The following is a 16553-nucleotide window of genomic DNA, read 5'->3' as shown; positions in this document are numbered from 1 at the left end:
ATTTAGACCAAGGGATTCTAAAAATGAAAGAAGCTGCGCCTATGCATTTTCCTTTTCCTGTTCGTCGTAGTGTGTGGCTGAATAGGTATTCCACTTTCCGCATTGGAGGACCTGCAAATTACTTTAAAGCCATCCATACTATTGAGGAGGCTCGTGAAGTTATCCGTTTCCTACATTCAATCAACTATCCCTTCCTCATCATAGGGAAAGGCTCTAATTGTTTATTTGATGACCGTGGTTTTGATGGCTTTGTACTCTACAATGCAATCTATGGTAAACAGTTCCTAGAGGATGCTCGTATTAAAGCGTATTCGGGTCTTTCCTTTGCAGCTTTAGGTAAAGCGACTGCCTATAATGGATATTCGGGACTTGAGTTTGCTGCGGGCATCCCTGGGTCGGTTGGCGGGGCCATTTTTATGAATGCAGGTACAAATGAAAGCGACATATCTTCCGTGGTGAGAAATGTTGAGACAATCAACTCTGAAGGAGAGCTTTGTTCCTATTCTGTAGAAGAATTAGAGCTGAGCTATCGCTCCTCGCGCTTCCATAGACAACAAGAGTTTATTTTATCAGCGACCTTCCAGCTTTCAAAAAAGCAAGTTTCTGCCGACCACTCGAAATCCATTCTGCAACATCGGCTCATGACGCAGCCCTATACGCAGCCTTCTGCTGGCTGTATTTTCCGTAATCCTGAAGGAACTTCTGCTGGCAAGCTTATTGACGCAGCTGGGTTGAAGGGATTAGCAATCGGAGGGGCACAAATTTCTCCGTTGCATGCAAACTTCATTATCAATACTGGCAAGGCCACTTCTGATGAGGTCAAGCAACTCATAGCTATCATCCAATCAACGTTAAAAACGCAAGGCATTGATCTGGAACACGAGATTCGCATTATCCCTTATCAACCGAAGATTCACTCCCCTGTCTCTGAAAAATAAAAAGTCTAGGGGCTCGACACCGATTCGCTACATAAAATGAGCTCACGCACCATTCCTTAGGATGTAACCGTTGTGCTAGGCTCTCGACACTATGTGTTTCCTTTTCTCCTTCTGGATGCCCTGGATAGCATACGACAGTAATGAGTCCATCGGGGCGGACTATGTTTAAAGCATATTCTAAGCTTATTTCTGTAGTTCTTGCCAATGTGGTGATTTCTTTATTCCCTTTCGGAAGATAGCCCAAGTTGTAGTGAATGAGCTTCACATCTTTCTCTAAAATATGCTCGTGCGACTGCTCTTTCATTTCGATAACACTTCTTTCTTGCTCTGACAAGTGTGTTTCAAACAATAGTAAAGCATTGGACAACGCTTCTTTTTGGATATCGTAGACAACAAGTCTTCCCTCTCCTTGAAGCAAGCGCGCTAAAAAAAGGCTGTCGTTACCGTTTCCGCAGGTCGCATCAATGACTGTATCTCCGGGAACAACTGTGGTTTTAAAAATTTCGTGTGATACCTGGACTACATTATGTGTAAGCAGGGTACGATATGCAAACATGAAGAAGCCTATTGCAAAGATACCATTTTCTAGTTAGGATAGTAGCTGAACTCGGGGTATTAGCTCAGTTGGTTAGAGCGTCACGTTGACATCGTGAAGGTCAGCTGTTCAAGTCAGCTATATCCCAGCCTTTTTTATAAATTCTGTATAAAAAATTTCCTGTCCCTTTGTCCGCCAAAGGTTTTCAAACCAAGAATTTCCATAAGTATCTGTCATTTTTATATAATATGGTGTTTCCATTCTTGGAGCTAAATGTGTTTGCAGCGCTTCTATGGATTCCAATAGGTATGTTTTATCATCGGTAGCCAAAGCAAAAACTGCGGAATCTTGGAGAGAGCGGGAGATTTCTTGAACGAATGAGGGTTGGAGAAGACGGTGTTTACGATGCCGCATCTTTGGCCAGGGATCTGGAAAATTCACAACAAGGCGTTGCAAAAACTGATCAGGAACATAGTACTGGAAAAAGGTTTCGGCAGTACCACAGACAATCCTTAAATTTTGGATCTGGTGGTTGATCATTTTAGACCAAATTTTCCTTACCCTATCAAAACGCTGTTCCACAGCGATCCAAAGTACTTGAGGATCTTTTTGCGCTTGAGCAACTACCCAATCCCCATTACCAGAGCATAGTTCACAAGCTATAGAAGTATGATTTTGAAAAAATTCTTGATGGTAGCTTGTTGAAAAATTCTGGTGTTCAAAGTAATGTCTAGGAACATAGAGAACTCCATCTTGAATACAAGGACGGCGTTCTTTCCATAAAAATGGCGGGGATAGATCTTGGGGTTTCATAAAAAGCAGAAATCAGAGACTGTTTGCTTTAGGAAAGTATAAAGCTTCTTGAAGTTTTTTCTAAGGACTTTCTTCGGAAGGGAAAGCTGAAAAATCCTGAGAGACGATCTAAGACCATCTCTCAAAACTCCCTTGAAAAAGAGGTGAAATTACCAACTTAAATTACCAGCGGTTTGGTATTCGGTAACCCGGGTTTCAAAGAAATTCTTTTCTTTATTCAGATCCATGGTTTCGCTCATCCAAGGGAAAGGATTTCTGGAGTGATAGATAGGCTTCAACCCAATTCTCTCTAAACGACGATCTGCAATATGACGAACGTAATCTATAAACATCGAAGATCTTAATCCCAAGATTCCTCGAGGTAAGCAATCTTTAGCGTACTCAATTTCAAGCTCTACAGCTTTTTCAATAAGAGCGACGATTTCTTCTTGTAGTTCCGTAGTCCAAACTTCGGGGTTTTCTTCTTTAATTCCATTGATAAGATCGATTCCAAAATTTAAATGTATGGTTTCATCTCTGAGGATGTATTGGTACTGTTCTCCAATTCCTGTCATTTTATTTTGTCTATGGAAAGAGAGAATCATTACAAAACCACTATAGAAGAAGATTCCTTCCATAATGATATAGTATCCTACTAAGTTTTTAATGAACTGCCCAAGGCCTTCTGAAGACTGTACAGAAAAATTAGGATCAAGGACATCGACTGTTAATGTCATTTGAAAATCATCTTTAGCCCTAATTGAGGCTCTTTCATTATAGGCATTGAATACTTCGCCTTCATCAAGTCCTAAAGATTCGCAAATATAGAGAAATGTATGTGTATGTACGGCTTCCTCAAAAGCTTGACGCAGTAAATACTGTCTTGCTTCAGGGTTTGTGATATGTTTGAAGATAGCAAGAACGATGTTATTTCCGACTAGGCTTTCCGCGGTACTGAAAAATCCTAGGTTTAACAAAATGACCCTGCGTTCGTCTTCAGACAGTTCATCTGATTTCCACAACTCGATATCTCTTGCCATAGGAACTTCAGTAGGAAGCCAGTTGTTTGCACATCCATTGAGGTAATGTTCCCAAGCCCATTTATACTTGATAGGGACTAGCTGATTGACATCTACTTGATTACAATTCACCAATCCTTTTTTACTTACCTCAACCCGTTTGAGCTTTCCATCTAAAATATCTGCTTCCATTTTAGCTCCTCTTTTTTCCGTTATTGACAAGATTCGCAACCTTCTTCCATTGAACAAACGGGGGTTGTTTTTCTTTCGACCACAATACTTGTGGACGCTGATTTATTTTTCATCCAACGAGGCTGAATGCCGCGTTTATTGATATCTATAAATGATTTCTCTACTGATGTTGCAGCTTGAGATCTTAAATAATAGGTAGTCTTTAATCCTTTTTTCCAAGCCGTGAGATACATATTGGAGAGTTTTTTACCATCTGGCTCAGCAAGATACAGATTTAGAGAAACTCCCATATCAATCCATTTCTGTCTTCTAGAGGTACACTCTATAATCCACTCGGGTTCGATTTCAAATGCCGTAAGGAAAAGCTTTTTCAAGTGATTAGGGATCCTTTCAATTTCCAATAGAGATCCGTCAAAATATTTTAGATCATCTAACATTTCTGCATCCCAAAGTCCTAATTCCTTAAGTTTTTTAATCAGGTAGGTGTTGGGGATCGTAAACTCTCCGGAAAGGTTGGACTTTACAAAGAGATGTTTATACATGGGCTCTATAGATTGGGTGACCCCTATGATATTCGAGATCGTTGCTGTAGGAGCAATTGCCATGACCTGGCTATTTCTCATTCCGTATTTCTGGATAGTATCACGAACTGGAGTCCAATCTTTTTTACTTGATGTGTCTACAAGAACATTATGCTCTCCGCGAGTTTCTTTGAGAAGCTCGATAGTATCTAAGGGTAGATACCCACGATCCCACTTAGATCCTGAATAAGAAGCATATGTACCTCGTTCTTTCGCGAGTAAGCTCGAGGCTAGAATAGCGTAGTATGCGATGATCTCCGAGCACTCGTCAGAAAATTCGACAGCTTCTTGTGAGGCATAGCTAATGTTCAACTCGTAAAGAACATCCTGGAATCCCATAACCCCCAACCCCACAGCTCTGTGAGTTAGGTTGGCTTGTTTAGCCTCTGGTGTAGGGTAGAAGTTCAGGTCAATAACGTTATCCAAAATACGGATGGCTATTGAGATAGTTTCTTTTAATTTTTCTTCATCTAACTTGTCATTACGGATATGTTCTACCAAGTTTATGGAACCTAAATTACAAACTGCAGTCTCTGATTCCGAACAGTTCAATAAAATCTCTGTACATAGATTAGAACAGCGTACGACGCCAACATGATCTTGGTTTGAGCGAATATTCGAAGGATCTTTAAATGTAATCCAAGGATGCCCTGTTTCGTAAAGCATGCTTAACATTTTACGCCACAGCACTTCGGCTTCTACTTTTTTATAAAGACGGATTTCCCCAGATTCAACCTTACGTTCATATTCTTCATAAAGCTTTTCAAACTCTAACCCATAGGCTTCGTGTAAACCTGGGACATCATCGGGGCTAAAGAGTGTCCACATGCCTTTTTTTTCTAGTCTCTTAAAGAAGAGATCAGGAATCCAGCTTGCTGTATTGATATCGTGAGTTCTACGACGCTCATCTCCTGTATTCTTCCGCAATTCTAAAAAGTCTTCGTAATCCAAGTGCCAGTTTTCTAAATATACGCACATAGCACCTTTACGTTTGCCCCCCTGATTCACTGCAATTGCAGTATCATTGGCAACCTTAATGAAGGGAATGACGCCTTGACTCTTTCCATTGGTTCCCTTAATTACAGCTCCTGTAGCACGGACATCTGTCCAATCATTTCCAATTCCCCCTGCCCATTTAGAAAGCAAAGCATTATCAGAAATCACCTTATAAATGTGACTTAGGTCATCTTTTACTGTGGAAAGATAGCATGAACTGAGTTGGGAATGACGCATTCCGGAGTTAAACAATGTAGGAGTTGCTGGGGTATAGCGGAATGTGGATAACAGATTATAGAAAGTGATTGCCCAAAAATTCTTTTGTTCTCCTTCATTTAAGGCTAAGCCCATAGAAACCCGCATCCAAAAGATCTGCGCAGTCTCTAAACGTCGTCCTTCATGCAGATTAAAATAGCGATCGTAGAGATTTTGGACTCCCATATAGGAAAACTGTTGGTCTCTAGAGAGGTCTAGGACTTCACTAAGAGCATCGAGATCATAATCCTTTAATTGAGGATTCAAGCGATACTCTTCTCCATTGAGGATGTATTCTTTAAAATGTTTTTTATGTATTTCTGATAAATTGGGGTCTTGAGAGCTGCATCCTAAGGTCTCTTCATACAAGGAACTCGTGAGGAGTTCTGCTGCGATAAAAGCGTAATCAGGTTCTCTCTCGATATTGGCACGTGCCGCCATGATGCATGCTGTGGTGACCTCGTCTTCTTTGATTCCTGAATACAAATTCATAAATGCCATATCTGCAAGCAGTTGAGAATCTGTAGTTTTAGGAAAGCGTTTGCATGCCCAAGAAAACCTCTTTTCTAAATCTGTTTTTCTCAGAAGGTAGGTGGTGCCGTCTTCTTTTTGAACAACGTACGTTTCCTCTTGGGGGACAAACTCTTCTTGTCCATCTTGATCTTTATTAGCACGGGCTCGTGCACGAGCTTCTCTATATAAAATATAATTCTTGGCCACATCATAATAGCCGGCAACCATAAGTTGCTTTTCAACAATATCTTGGATCTCTTCCAGATTAATAGCTTCTTCACCATGAAGGCTTAGGACATCTTCAACGATCCTAAGGGTAAGGTCATTAATTTCGGATAGTGTTGCAGGAGGAGTCATCCCATTAATTTGGAGCGTCGCTCTGAATGCTTTTTCGAGAGCTGCAGAGATCTTCATAGGATTAAATTTAGCGCTTCCCCCGTCTCTACGTATGATGGCAATTATGGACGAAGAGTTACCGCGCTCTGCCTTGCGTTGGTCCCTGTAAACAATATAATCGCGAGCCACATCCTGCAACCCGCTAATATAGAGCTGACTCTCTACAAGATCCTGGATTCTCTCTACAGTGACTACCTGACCTTCTGAAATTTTAGCGAGGACTTCCTTCACGACTTTATGAGTAATTTGCGCAATAGATTCTTCTAAGTCTTTAGGTAGTGGAGAACTAGTTTCTAAGCTACGCGTATCTCGAAAAGCTGCCTCCAAAGCCTGGAAAATCCGATCTTGATTAAATGGGACAAACATTCCATTACGTTTGACGATGGTGTAATGCTTTTCTTCAACTTCGACCATAACTTTTCCCTAAAATGATATTTAAATATTAGATTCTTTTATTCTTTGCGCACTAGAAAATCAGGACTCCAAAACCATAAATATTGGAGTACTTTTTCCTTTGTTATAATTAAAAAGTAGAAAGAAAAACGCCTTTAAACATAAGAAGGATTTTTCTTTAAAAAACCCAATATGTAGTGAAACGTTATGCGCTTATCTACCATATATAGGAATTGTCATGGTTTCCTGCAATTGAAAAATGCTCCCTTTCTCGGTAAAAATATCATACTCTAGGAGCTTTTGGAGATAGAGATCTTAATAGACAAGAGGACTGCAAAAACTTGTTGATTTTAGAAGAATCCATTATGCTACGAGCAAAAGAAACTCTGGCAAATTGACATGGCGGGATTAGATCTAGAAGCACGAGGCAAGCGTCGCGTAGTGACACCTAACGCTATTACTGCTTTTGGACTTTGTTGTGGATTATTTATTATTTTCAAAAGCGTATTAAGAACGTCGTCCTCTGTAGAGTTATTCCATCGTTTGCAGGGCTTATCTCTCTTGCTTATTAGTGCTATGATCGCGGATTTTTCTGATGGTGCGATCGCTCGAATCATGAAAGCCGAGAGCGCTTTTGGTGCTCAGTTTGATTCTCTTTCTGATGCGGTCACTTTCGGCATTGCCCCACCTTTGATTGCTATAAAAAGTCTTGATGGGATTTATGTTGGGAATTTTTTCTCTTCGCTACTACTCATCACCTCGATTATTTATTCTCTGTGTGGAGTGTTGCGGTTGGTACGTTACAACCTCTTTTCTCAAAAGACTGTAGATGTTTCAAAGCCTTATTGTTTTATTGGTCTGCCCATTCCTGCTGCTGCTGCAAGTATTGTCTCCTTAGCTTTATTTCTTGCTTCGGATTTCTTTCCAGACCTCCCTGCCCAACTTCGGGTAGGTCTATTATCATTTGCCCTTCTTTTCATTGGGGGTCTGATGATTTCTCCATGGAAATTTCCTGGAGTGAAGCATTTCCGCTTTAATGTTTCTTCTTTTCTGCTGGTAGTGACTATAGGTTTAGCAGCATGTCTTTTCTTTTCAGGACTTGTAGATCATTTTGTTGAAGTCTTTTTCCTTGTATCTTGGCTATATACTTTAGTAGGCTTTCCGATCTTTTCAATCATCTATAGAAAAAAGAGCTAGCATCTGTTATGAACCTCCCTGTTTCCCTAGCGTGCCTACTTTTATCTGGGTGTGTGTTTTTTCTGGGAGTCTTCGTATCGTCTTCTCTCTATGCAAGGAAGAAGCGTGCGTTTCTAGAGAAGATTCAGAAATTAGAACATGAAAACCAACTGCTACAGACTTCTTTAAATCTTAGCCGCCATCAAGAGCAGTTAATTGAAGATTTCAGCAATCGTCTAGCACTTTCTTCTCACAAACTCATCAAAGATATGAAAGAAGAGGCTCAGAATTATTTTGGTGATACGTCTAAATCTTTTCAGTCTATACTTTCTCCTATCCAAACGACACTCACGACATTTAAGCAAAGTTTAGAGACATTTGAAACTAAGCATGCCGAAGATCGTGGAAGGTTAAAAGAACAGATATCGCAATTACTTGCTGTAGAGAAAAAATTGGAGCATGAAACTCATGTTCTCACGGACATTTTAAAGCACCCAGGATCTCGAGGACGTTGGGGAGAAATCCAACTGGAGAGAATTTTAGAGCTTGCCGGGATGTTAAAATACTGTGACTACGACAGTCAAACCACAAGTGCCCAAGGAGCATTTCGGGCGGATATTATTATTCGGCTGCCTCAAGATCGCTGTTTAATTATTGATGCTAAAGCTCCGATTTCAGACTCCTATTTTTCTGTAGAGGAGATTGACAAGGGGGATCTTGTTGATAAAATTAAAGAGCACATTAAGACTCTGAAATCCAAGAGTTACTGGGAAAAGTTTCATCAATCACCAGAATACGTGATTCTTTTTCTTCCTGGGGAGAGCTTATTCAATGATGCAATTCGGTTAGCTCCTGAATTGATGGAGATTGGAGCTTCTTCAAACGTAATCTTATCCAGTCCTTTGACTTTACTTGCTCTACTTAAGACGATTGCTTACATGTGGAAGCAAGAGAATCTGCAAAAACAAATTCAAGAGGTCAGTCTTTTAGGTAAAGAGCTCCATCGTCGCCTACAGGTAGTGTTCACACATTTTCAGAAGATAGGCAAAAATTTAAACCAGACGGTACAAAGTTACAACGATATGACCTCTAGCTTTCAATACCGGGTACTGCCTACATTAAGGAAGTTCGAAGGCTTGGAAACCTCGTCATCCCATCAGATTGAAGAGCCTACCCCTATAGAAAGCTTAGCCACCTCGTTTCCACACACATGTGATATAGATACGAACTTAGCTGTTATTGAGTCTTTAGAAAAACAAGACTAAGTCTCAAATTGCTGGTACTATGGGGAAATCTTTATCTAGAGTAAGAACATTATTACGAAGCATCTCTTCCCCTGCAAAAGATATCAAAGTTGTCTCCTGAACTGTTGACTCTAGATATTTATCCATAACCATACAAATGTGTTCTTTAGTCACTTCAAGGACAGAACGGCGGAATGCTTGGCGCAACACGGGAATCCTACCACTTTTTAGCCTATAAAACGCTACGGAAGCACGGCTTCCTGGCGCTACGGGCATATCCAAACCTTGGACAACTCCAAGAGCTCCTTCATAGATATCTTCTTTAGTGAAATTACCAGAAGCAATCTCTGACACTCCCTTTAGAAACGTTTTGTAGGTAGTTGCAATTTCTGGATCTCGATAACTATAGCAATAGAAAGATCCTCGTGATAGGTTTGCAGCTGCTCCCGAGCCATAGGCTCCTCCTTGCTCTCGAATCTTAGTATGCAAGACCACATTATCTAAGATCTCTGCTGCTACTGTTAGAGCTGCAGCATCAGGATGGTCATAAGCTATATCGCCAATAGGGAAAGCAAGAGCATTGAATGCTGCACGTGCAGGAATATGCAACCCCCGAGAGGTTACATATAAGTTTATACTTGGATTTTCCCAAGGTTCGGGAATCACAATCAGGTAGTCTAAAAGACCGTAAAACTTATTATCTTTTAATTGCTGATAGTTATGAGCGCTTCCACTAATGACAATTTGCCGTTTCCCTGAGAAACACTTGGTGTATAATCGTTGTAGGATGACAACCGCTTCGTCTATATTCTGATCAAAGTTTTTTGTGAGTTCGCGAATTTTTTTCACATAGGGAAGCCCTGTAGTCAAGTAAGACATCGCCCCTGTTATAGAATTCCCAGAGCAGGCCATGCTCACTGCATAGCTCATGGGACTATTTCTCACACTATTGGTCAAGGCTTCGTTATGCTGCATCAGCAACTCACGAATCCTAGGAATATCCGTGAAATCCACGCTTGTTAACATATCGCTGACAATACCACAGAGCTTCTCAGATTTCGATGACAGAGCTTTGCCTCGGATACTTACCGATGGAGAGAGGAAACTATTTTTATTTGCATGAGGAGAGAAATCATAAGAGACGTCCACGCCACCTGTATGTTCTAACAAAAACTCTAAATGTTCTTTATAAGACCTGCCTCCACATCCCAGCTGCAACATTAAAAATACGAGCAAACGCAACCAAGGAAGTTCTTCTCCAGATAGCGGAGGGATATCTAAGACAACATCTATGAAGACAATATCATTCGTGAAGCATTCGTGATGAAGAACTTCTCCTTGACTCAGCCCCTCTTTAATTAAAGGAAATTCCTTCCCAGACGTGGGCACTTTATCCAAAGCAAGGTTAGGAAGAATACCATTCAGATCTTCCTTTTGTTCTTGAGATTCTGTGAGTTCTCGTACATTTTGTTGAATTTTTTCTTTATTCTCGTCTGTGAGTTTTTCACTAACACTGAGTAAAAGCTGCTGCTCATCTTTATTGTCCTTAGCAACAAGTTCGGTATCAGGAAGTAAAATCACTCTTGCAAAATGTGGATTATCTAAGAAGTACTTGCGGATCAACTTGGCAAGATAATCAGAATTTTTTAACGAATTACGGAGCTCAGAAAAGAGGCTATGGATTCTCAGGCCATCTTCGGCAGAGCCTCCGTGCTGTTTCAATAGTCCGGAGCGGAAAAATAGAGACAGCCCGTAGGGTAGAGAATATCCTGTGATCTCTTTTCTAGATAACTCTAACTGATGAACTGCTCCCTCTACAATATTTTCTGATATCCCTTCGCGGATGATTTCTTCAAGAGAAGCGAAAATCAAAGCTTCTAATTTCTGGGCTCCTGCTGGAGAACATCCTTTACATACCAAGGTCATGGGGATTTCACGGATATCATTCTCGATGCTCATTTCTGTCTGCTTACAGAACCCTGATTTCAGCAATCGAGATTTTAAAGGAGAGGCATCTGTACCCATGAGGATAATTTCTAACACATGCAGCGCAAGAAGTTCTTGTTGTTCTAAAATGGAACAGGTAAGCCAAGAAATTCCGAAAAGGACCTTATCTTCTTCTTGATGATCGACAGGATACGTTAAGATGTTCCTTACTGGTTCCTTAAACCGCTTTTGCAAAGGTACGGATACTGCCTGCTTTTCTAGCTTTGTAGCTTGTCTGAGTAGCTTTTCTTCCAAGAAATCTAAATGACGGGAAGGTTTGATATTTCCATAAAAGTAAAACAAGCATCGATTGATACTATACTGGCTTTGATGGAATGCTCGGACGTCTTCATGAGATAGAGTTACAATCTCTCTGGGTTCTCCTCCTGAGTTTACGCCGTAGGTCACAGAAGGGAAAATAGCTGCATTTAGAGCCTCAGAGAGCCGTGCCTCTCCCGACATCATCGCACCTTTCATCTCATTGAAAACTACTCCTGTATAACAGAGATGATTCTCGGAATTGAATTCGTATCTCCATGCCTCTTGAAGGAAACTTTGCTTGGTAAGCAAAGGATGAAACACGGCGTCAATATACACGCTGAGTAAATTATAAAAATCTTCAGGAATCTGAGAAGCTGCAGGATAGCATGTAAAATCTGGACCTGTAAACGCGTTGATGAAGGTATTCAGACTACGACGTGTCATCGAAAAGAAGGGATCCCGCACGGGGTAGTTCTCGGAACCACAAAGGACCATATGCTCTAGAACATGCGCAACACCGTTAGAAGTTTGTGGGCATGTTCTAAAGCAAATATTGAATACGTTTTCCTCATCGTTGTTGACGATCATCATAATAGAAGCTCCTGTCGGCTTATGTTCCGCCTCAAGGAGCTTACTTTCTATTTCAGGAAGATCTTTGCATGACTTAATAATGAAATTTCTATACGTATCACCAGCTTTCATACTTTCTGTAACTCATCTGATTAGTTAGGGCTGAATCCCTAATTTGTCATGCTTAATCATGCTAAAAAGCACGCTAAACCCTATGTTCTTATTTTCTTTTCGACAAAAGACAAGTTAAGTTACTGTGATATTATTTTCAACAACTGCTCTGGGAAACCTATGAATCTAGATTCGAAACATTTTGATATAAATAGTGCAAATTTCCTGGAAGAGTTTGCAAAATTTATAAGCTTCCCCTCGATATCTGCGGATAGTGATCATCTTCAGGATTGTGAAAATTGTGCACATTTTTTAGTAGATCATGTGAATAAGATTTTCGATGTAGAGCTCTGGGAAACGCCTGGGCATCCCCCTATCATCTATGCATCCTATAAAAGCGAAGATCCTCTTAGCCCTACTCTTATGCTCTATAACCACTATGATGTGCAGCCAGCACAGCTATCTGATGGTTGGAAGGGAGATCCCTTTATCCTTAGAGAAGAGAATGGCAATCTCTATGCCCGAGGAGCCTCTGATAACAAAGGACAATGTTTTTACACCTTAAAGGCATTACAGCACTATTACGAATCTCAAGGAAACTTCCCTCTAAATATTATTTGGTTAATTGAGGGTGAAGAAGAGAGTGGGAGTCTCGCATTATTTACTTGGTTAGAAAAGAAAAAAGAAGCTTTACGCGCGGACTATCTTCTGATCGTAGATGGGGGTTTCCTTTCTGAAAAACACCCCTACGTAAGCATTGGAGCTCGGGGTATTGTTTCCATGAAAATCTCCCTTGAAGAGGGGAACAAGGACATGCACTCAGGAGTTTTAGGAGGAATTGCCTACAATACGAATCGTGCTTTATCAGAAATTCTGAGCTCTCTGCATCACCCTGACAATTCTATAGCTATTGAAGGATTTTATGATGATCTTGCTCTCCCCTCGGATAGCGATCGTCCTGATCTTCCGAAGTCGGATACCCTTCGGGAATGCGAAGAAAACTTAGGGTTTCGACCTCAGGGTTACGAAGCTTCTTATAGCCCTGAAGAATCTGCGTTACGTCCTACTGTAGAAATCAATGGAATTTCTGGAGGTTATACGGGACCAGGATTTAAGACTGTGATCCCCTATAGAGCCACTGCCTACCTCTCCTGCCGACTTGTTCCTAATCAAGATCCTGATAAAGCTGCTCACCAAGTTATCCATCACTTGAAACAACAAGTCCCTTCTTCGTTAAAGTTCTCTTATGAAATTCTTCCAGGAGGATCTCGAGGTTGGAGAAGTTCTGCGAACCTCCCAATAGTCAAAGTGCTTCAAGAGATCTATAGTGACCTCTACAATGAAGAATGCCTGAGATTAGTGATGCCTGCTACGATCCCGATAGGTCCCCTATTAGGGGAAGCAGCACAAACCTCACCTATCATTTGTGGGACTTCGTATCTTAGTGATGATATTCACGCTGCAGAAGAGCATTTCTCGATGGACCAACTTAAAAAGGGATTCCTTTCTATTTGTCAGCTTCTTGATAAGCTTCCTAAAATAAAAGAGTGAAGAGAGAACTCTCTTCATTCCTCTTTATGAATCAAATGTATGACTCCAAGCTTTTTATTCTTCAGGTTTCAGGGCAATGAAGCGAATAACATCTCCTTGAGAAACCATAAGAAGAATATTCTCATTGTTAGAATCTTTTAACGTTCTATTCAGATCTTCAATCGAAGATACTTTTTGTCTATTCACAGCAAGGATCAGCTGACCAGGAGCAATTCCTGAAGAAGCTGCTACAGACCCTGGTTCAACACTTATAATCAAAATGCCTTTAGTCTCTGGAGCAATTCCCAGCTTCTTAGCAGTTTCAGGAGTTAGGTTTTGCACACGGATTCCCACACGCTGTAAAGCCGACATTCCATCTTCTTTTGGAGCTTGAGAAACTGTCACGGGTATTTCGATAACCTTTCCTTCACGAACTACCTTTAGAACAATACGTGTATCTGGATTCATTAAAGAAACAGCATTACGGAACATACTCAGTGAATCGACTTCTTTCCCATTATAAGCAATGATCACATCTTCTTGTTTTAGCCCTGCTTTATCTGCTGGAGATCCTTTAACAACATCTGTGACTAAAGCGCCATAAACCTTTTCGAGTTTGTAGCAAGCAGCGAGTTCCGCATCTATAGGTTGTAAAGTCACTCCTAAGAATCCTCGGGTAACTTGACCATCACGAATCAGCTGATCTATGATTCTATTTGCCATAAGGCTAGGAATCGCAAACCCGATTCCAATATAGCCACCACTACCACTGACAATGGCAGTATTAACACCGATGACCTGTCCATCAATATTTAGAAGAGGGCCTCCAGAGTTGCCTGGATTAATCGCAGCATCTGTCTGAATAAAATCTTCAAAATCTGCAATGTGGAGTTGATTTCTTCCTTTAGCACTGATGACACCTACGGTGACCGTAGCTTGAAGACCGAAGGGATTTCCAATTGCAATTGCCCAATCTCCGACTTTTAAGTGGTCGGAGTTTCCAAAAGAAAGATACGGGAGGTTTTGGGATTTAATTTTAATGACTGCAAGGTCTGTTTTAGGATCGAGTCCGATTACAGTTGCTGGGTACTTTTGCCCATCATGAAGAGTTACGTGAATCTTACCTGTATCTTCGACAACATGGTTATTAGTCACAATATAGCCATCTGGAGATACTAGGAAACCTGTTCCTCGAACCGCCTCTTTACTTTGAGGTTTTTCCCTCTGTGAAGGTAGACCAAAAAAACGATTGAAAAACTCATCATTAAAATAATCAAAAGGATTTTCATAAGGCCCACGGCGTCCAGGAGAAGGATGTGTTACAGCCTGGCTCTTTGGGAAACTTTCTATGTACACAACAGCGGGAGTCGCCTTGGTAGCGACCTTAGAAAACCCTCCCGAGATCTCTTTAAGAAGAACGTCTTGAGGCAGCTCGGAAACTCGAGATTCTTTTTTCCCGACAGCTTGCCCTGATAAAGGAAGAGCTAGCAGACCTGAACCAACAAGTACAGCTAGCCACGAACGCAATTGCTTAGTTATCATATCTATCCCTCAAGAAGGTTGTCTTTCGATGAAGCAGAATACCATCGTATACTAGCTAACACAGGTTCTGCTACCTAGTAATTACGAAAAACAAATCATATGTGACGAAAACATTACTACAAAGGGATTTTATATCTTTAGATTGAGAATACTTCATGATGTAGAATTAAAGTTTGAGGGAAACATCGCTCAAATCCGGAGACTTTGAGCTTGAAGATCCTCTCTTCTACTGCGAGGATGTCTTGTTACCTTAAAACTAAGCACCCCGACACTACGATCATTTTTAACTCCTTGAGAAGGGAATCTGTAATTGAATAGCTTCCGTATAAATAATGAGGCCGGCACCAACTTTCTTAATATCAACTCCTTCAGAACCGTGGTGTACGACTGCTCTTAGAAGACTGTTTCTCAACTCCTGATCTAATGTATTAGCCTTTTCTAGGCATAAAAAATCTAAATTAAGTTTACCACTCACTTCTTCTACTAATTCTTCAATAAAGGCCGGAGATTGTATAACTTCAAGAAACTTTGGCCACCAACACTGGCAAATAATGTCAGATACATGACTTAACAAAACTTCCTTATCCCCAGAGCTTTTGGTCGCACTCTCCTCATTAAGCAAACGTTGCACTTCTCCCTGGAGCTCCTGGTTATCAGTTAAGCAATATTGAAGAACTCTTTCAGGATCCAAGGAAGTAGCGCTTTGATAAGAGGTTTTCGATATATACTGCAACCACTCCCCACCTTCTGACGTTAGATAACCAATGACGTGGTCCAGCATATTTCTCACATAATCCCTCTTCCTTGTTTCTTTTTGTGAGAACCAATAACTGAAACGCGAGGTCTTTGGAATTTTCTGAAAAACGATAGGGAAAACTACCCAGTCTTTGCTATGTAGCGTATGATAATCTACATCAATACGTGGCCGTTTGGATTTATCTTTTTCAAACCAAATAAACGAGGAAACCTGGTTTACATAAGAACTGGGGAGTTTGCAGCTTTCTATATCAATTCCTAACTCCCTTATTTTTAACCAACGTTCCTTCTCTACGTCTATCCTAAAATTGCTATGTAAAAGACAACGAATTAACAGAGCTATTATGACAATCGGTACGAGTAGGTAAGAGAGTAGTTTCAAGACTTTTTCTGTCGTTGAAATAGACACAAGTTCTTGATACGCCCAACCTGAGTTACAACTATCTAGAGAAACTACTTTTAAACGGTGCCCTCCTAGAAAAAACCAAGCATCTAGTGCTGCCATTACACGGTGCTGAAACGAAGTCCTTACCGCAGGGTGAAAACTATAAACTTCCATAAAAAAATATTTTCAAAACATTCGCGAAGCGTTTATCATTATTTATTGAAAAATACAATGCATATTAAAAAAACAAATCATATGTAACTAACACAGCACTACAAAAGGATTTTTTATCTTTAGATTGAGAATACTTCATGATGTAGAATTAAAGTTTGAGGGGAACATCGCTCAAAGCCGGAGACTTTGAGCTTGAAGATCCTATATT

General features: G+C 40.6%; 11 protein-coding genes and 1 tRNA gene. 5 read left to right on the top strand and 7 right to left on the bottom strand.

The window, feature by feature from the left end; all coding sequences use genetic code 11:
• Positions 1–23 precede the first annotated feature (23 nt).
• Positions 24–938 carry a UDP-N-acetylmuramate dehydrogenase gene (gene murB, locus CPB_RS05105; protein WP_010883621.1) on the top strand — a complete coding sequence of 305 codons (915 nt, stop codon included), beginning with the start codon at positions 24–26 and terminating at the stop codon, positions 936–938.
• Here the strand turns inward: murB and CPB_RS05100 are convergent.
• Complete coding sequence (locus CPB_RS05100; RefSeq protein ID WP_010883620.1) at positions 892–1494, bottom strand: tRNA (mnm(5)s(2)U34)-methyltransferase; 603 nt, start codon at positions 1492–1494, stop codon at positions 892–894. The two genes, murB and CPB_RS05100, sit on opposite strands and share 47 nt — an antisense overlap.
• 53 nt (positions 1495–1547) lie before the next feature.
• Between CPB_RS05100 and CPB_RS05095 the strand changes: the two genes are divergently transcribed.
• A tRNA-Val gene (locus CPB_RS05095) sits at positions 1548–1621 on the top strand.
• On the opposite strand, the gene CPB_RS05645 is transcribed toward CPB_RS05095, so the two are convergent.
• The 3 genes from CPB_RS05645 to CPB_RS05085 all read right to left on the bottom strand — a co-directional run bounded on the left by CPB_RS05645 (position 1612) and on the right by CPB_RS05085 (position 6631).
• Positions 1612–2286, bottom strand: a complete 675-nt coding sequence (locus CPB_RS05645) for a tRNA (guanine(46)-N(7))-methyltransferase TrmB (protein WP_010883619.1) — start codon at positions 2284–2286, stop codon at positions 1612–1614. The genes CPB_RS05095 and CPB_RS05645 overlap by 10 nt on opposite strands.
• A 149-nt stretch (positions 2287–2435) precedes the next feature.
• A complete protein-coding gene (locus CPB_RS05090; RefSeq protein ID WP_264370741.1) occupies positions 2436–3500 on the bottom strand; it encodes a ribonucleotide-diphosphate reductase subunit beta in 1065 nt (354 codons plus the stop codon).
• Entirely contained in the window at positions 3497–6631 is a 3135-nt protein-coding gene (locus CPB_RS05085; protein ID WP_010883617.1) for a ribonucleoside-diphosphate reductase subunit alpha, read from the bottom strand. The genes CPB_RS05090 and CPB_RS05085 overlap by 4 nt, the downstream gene beginning before the upstream one ends.
• A gap of 378 nt (positions 6632–7009) precedes the next feature.
• Between CPB_RS05085 and CPB_RS05080 the strand changes: the two genes are divergently transcribed.
• Together CPB_RS05080 and CPB_RS05075 are read left to right on the top strand one after the other, a co-directional pair.
• On the top strand, positions 7010–7807 hold the full coding sequence (locus CPB_RS05080) for a CDP-alcohol phosphatidyltransferase family protein (protein WP_010883616.1): 798 nt from the start codon (positions 7010–7012) through the stop codon (positions 7805–7807).
• 8 nt (positions 7808–7815) lie between these two features.
• Positions 7816–9051 (top strand): DNA recombination protein RmuC, encoded by a 1236-nt coding sequence (locus CPB_RS05075; RefSeq protein ID WP_010883615.1) that lies wholly within the window; start codon positions 7816–7818, stop codon positions 9049–9051.
• A gap of 3 nt (positions 9052–9054) precedes the next feature.
• On the opposite strand, the gene CPB_RS05070 is transcribed toward CPB_RS05075, so the two are convergent.
• The gene (locus CPB_RS05070; protein WP_010883614.1) at positions 9055–11979 is read right to left on the bottom strand and encodes an insulinase family protein; all 2925 of its coding nucleotides are present in this window, start codon (positions 11977–11979) and stop codon (positions 9055–9057) included.
• Positions 11980–12138: 159 nt separating this feature from the next.
• On the opposite strand from CPB_RS05070, the gene CPB_RS05065 reads away from it, so the two are divergent.
• Positions 12139–13509, top strand: coding sequence for a M20/M25/M40 family metallo-hydrolase (locus CPB_RS05065; RefSeq protein WP_041466982.1), 1371 nt, complete (start codon positions 12139–12141; stop codon positions 13507–13509).
• Positions 13510–13563: 54 nt separating this feature from the next.
• Here CPB_RS05065 and CPB_RS05060 read toward each other — a convergent pair whose 3' ends face one another.
• Both CPB_RS05060 and CPB_RS05055 read right to left on the bottom strand, forming a co-directional pair.
• Positions 13564–15030: a serine protease HtrA gene (locus CPB_RS05060; RefSeq protein WP_041466973.1), complete on the bottom strand. Its 1467-nt coding sequence runs from the start codon at positions 15028–15030 to the stop codon at positions 13564–13566.
• A 283-nt stretch (positions 15031–15313) separates the two neighbouring features.
• On the bottom strand, positions 15314–16345 hold the full coding sequence (locus CPB_RS05055) for a DUF648 domain-containing protein (RefSeq protein ID WP_010883611.1): 1032 nt from the start codon (positions 16343–16345) through the stop codon (positions 15314–15316).
• Positions 16346–16553: the final 208 nt, after the last annotated feature.

The organism is Chlamydia pneumoniae TW-183 (genome assembly GCF_000007205.1).
Taxonomy (GTDB): Bacteria; Chlamydiota; Chlamydiia; order Chlamydiales; family Chlamydiaceae; genus Chlamydia; species Chlamydia pneumoniae.
Note: the sequence above shows the minus strand (reverse complement) of the source record. Positions and strands in the feature narration are given on the sequence as shown.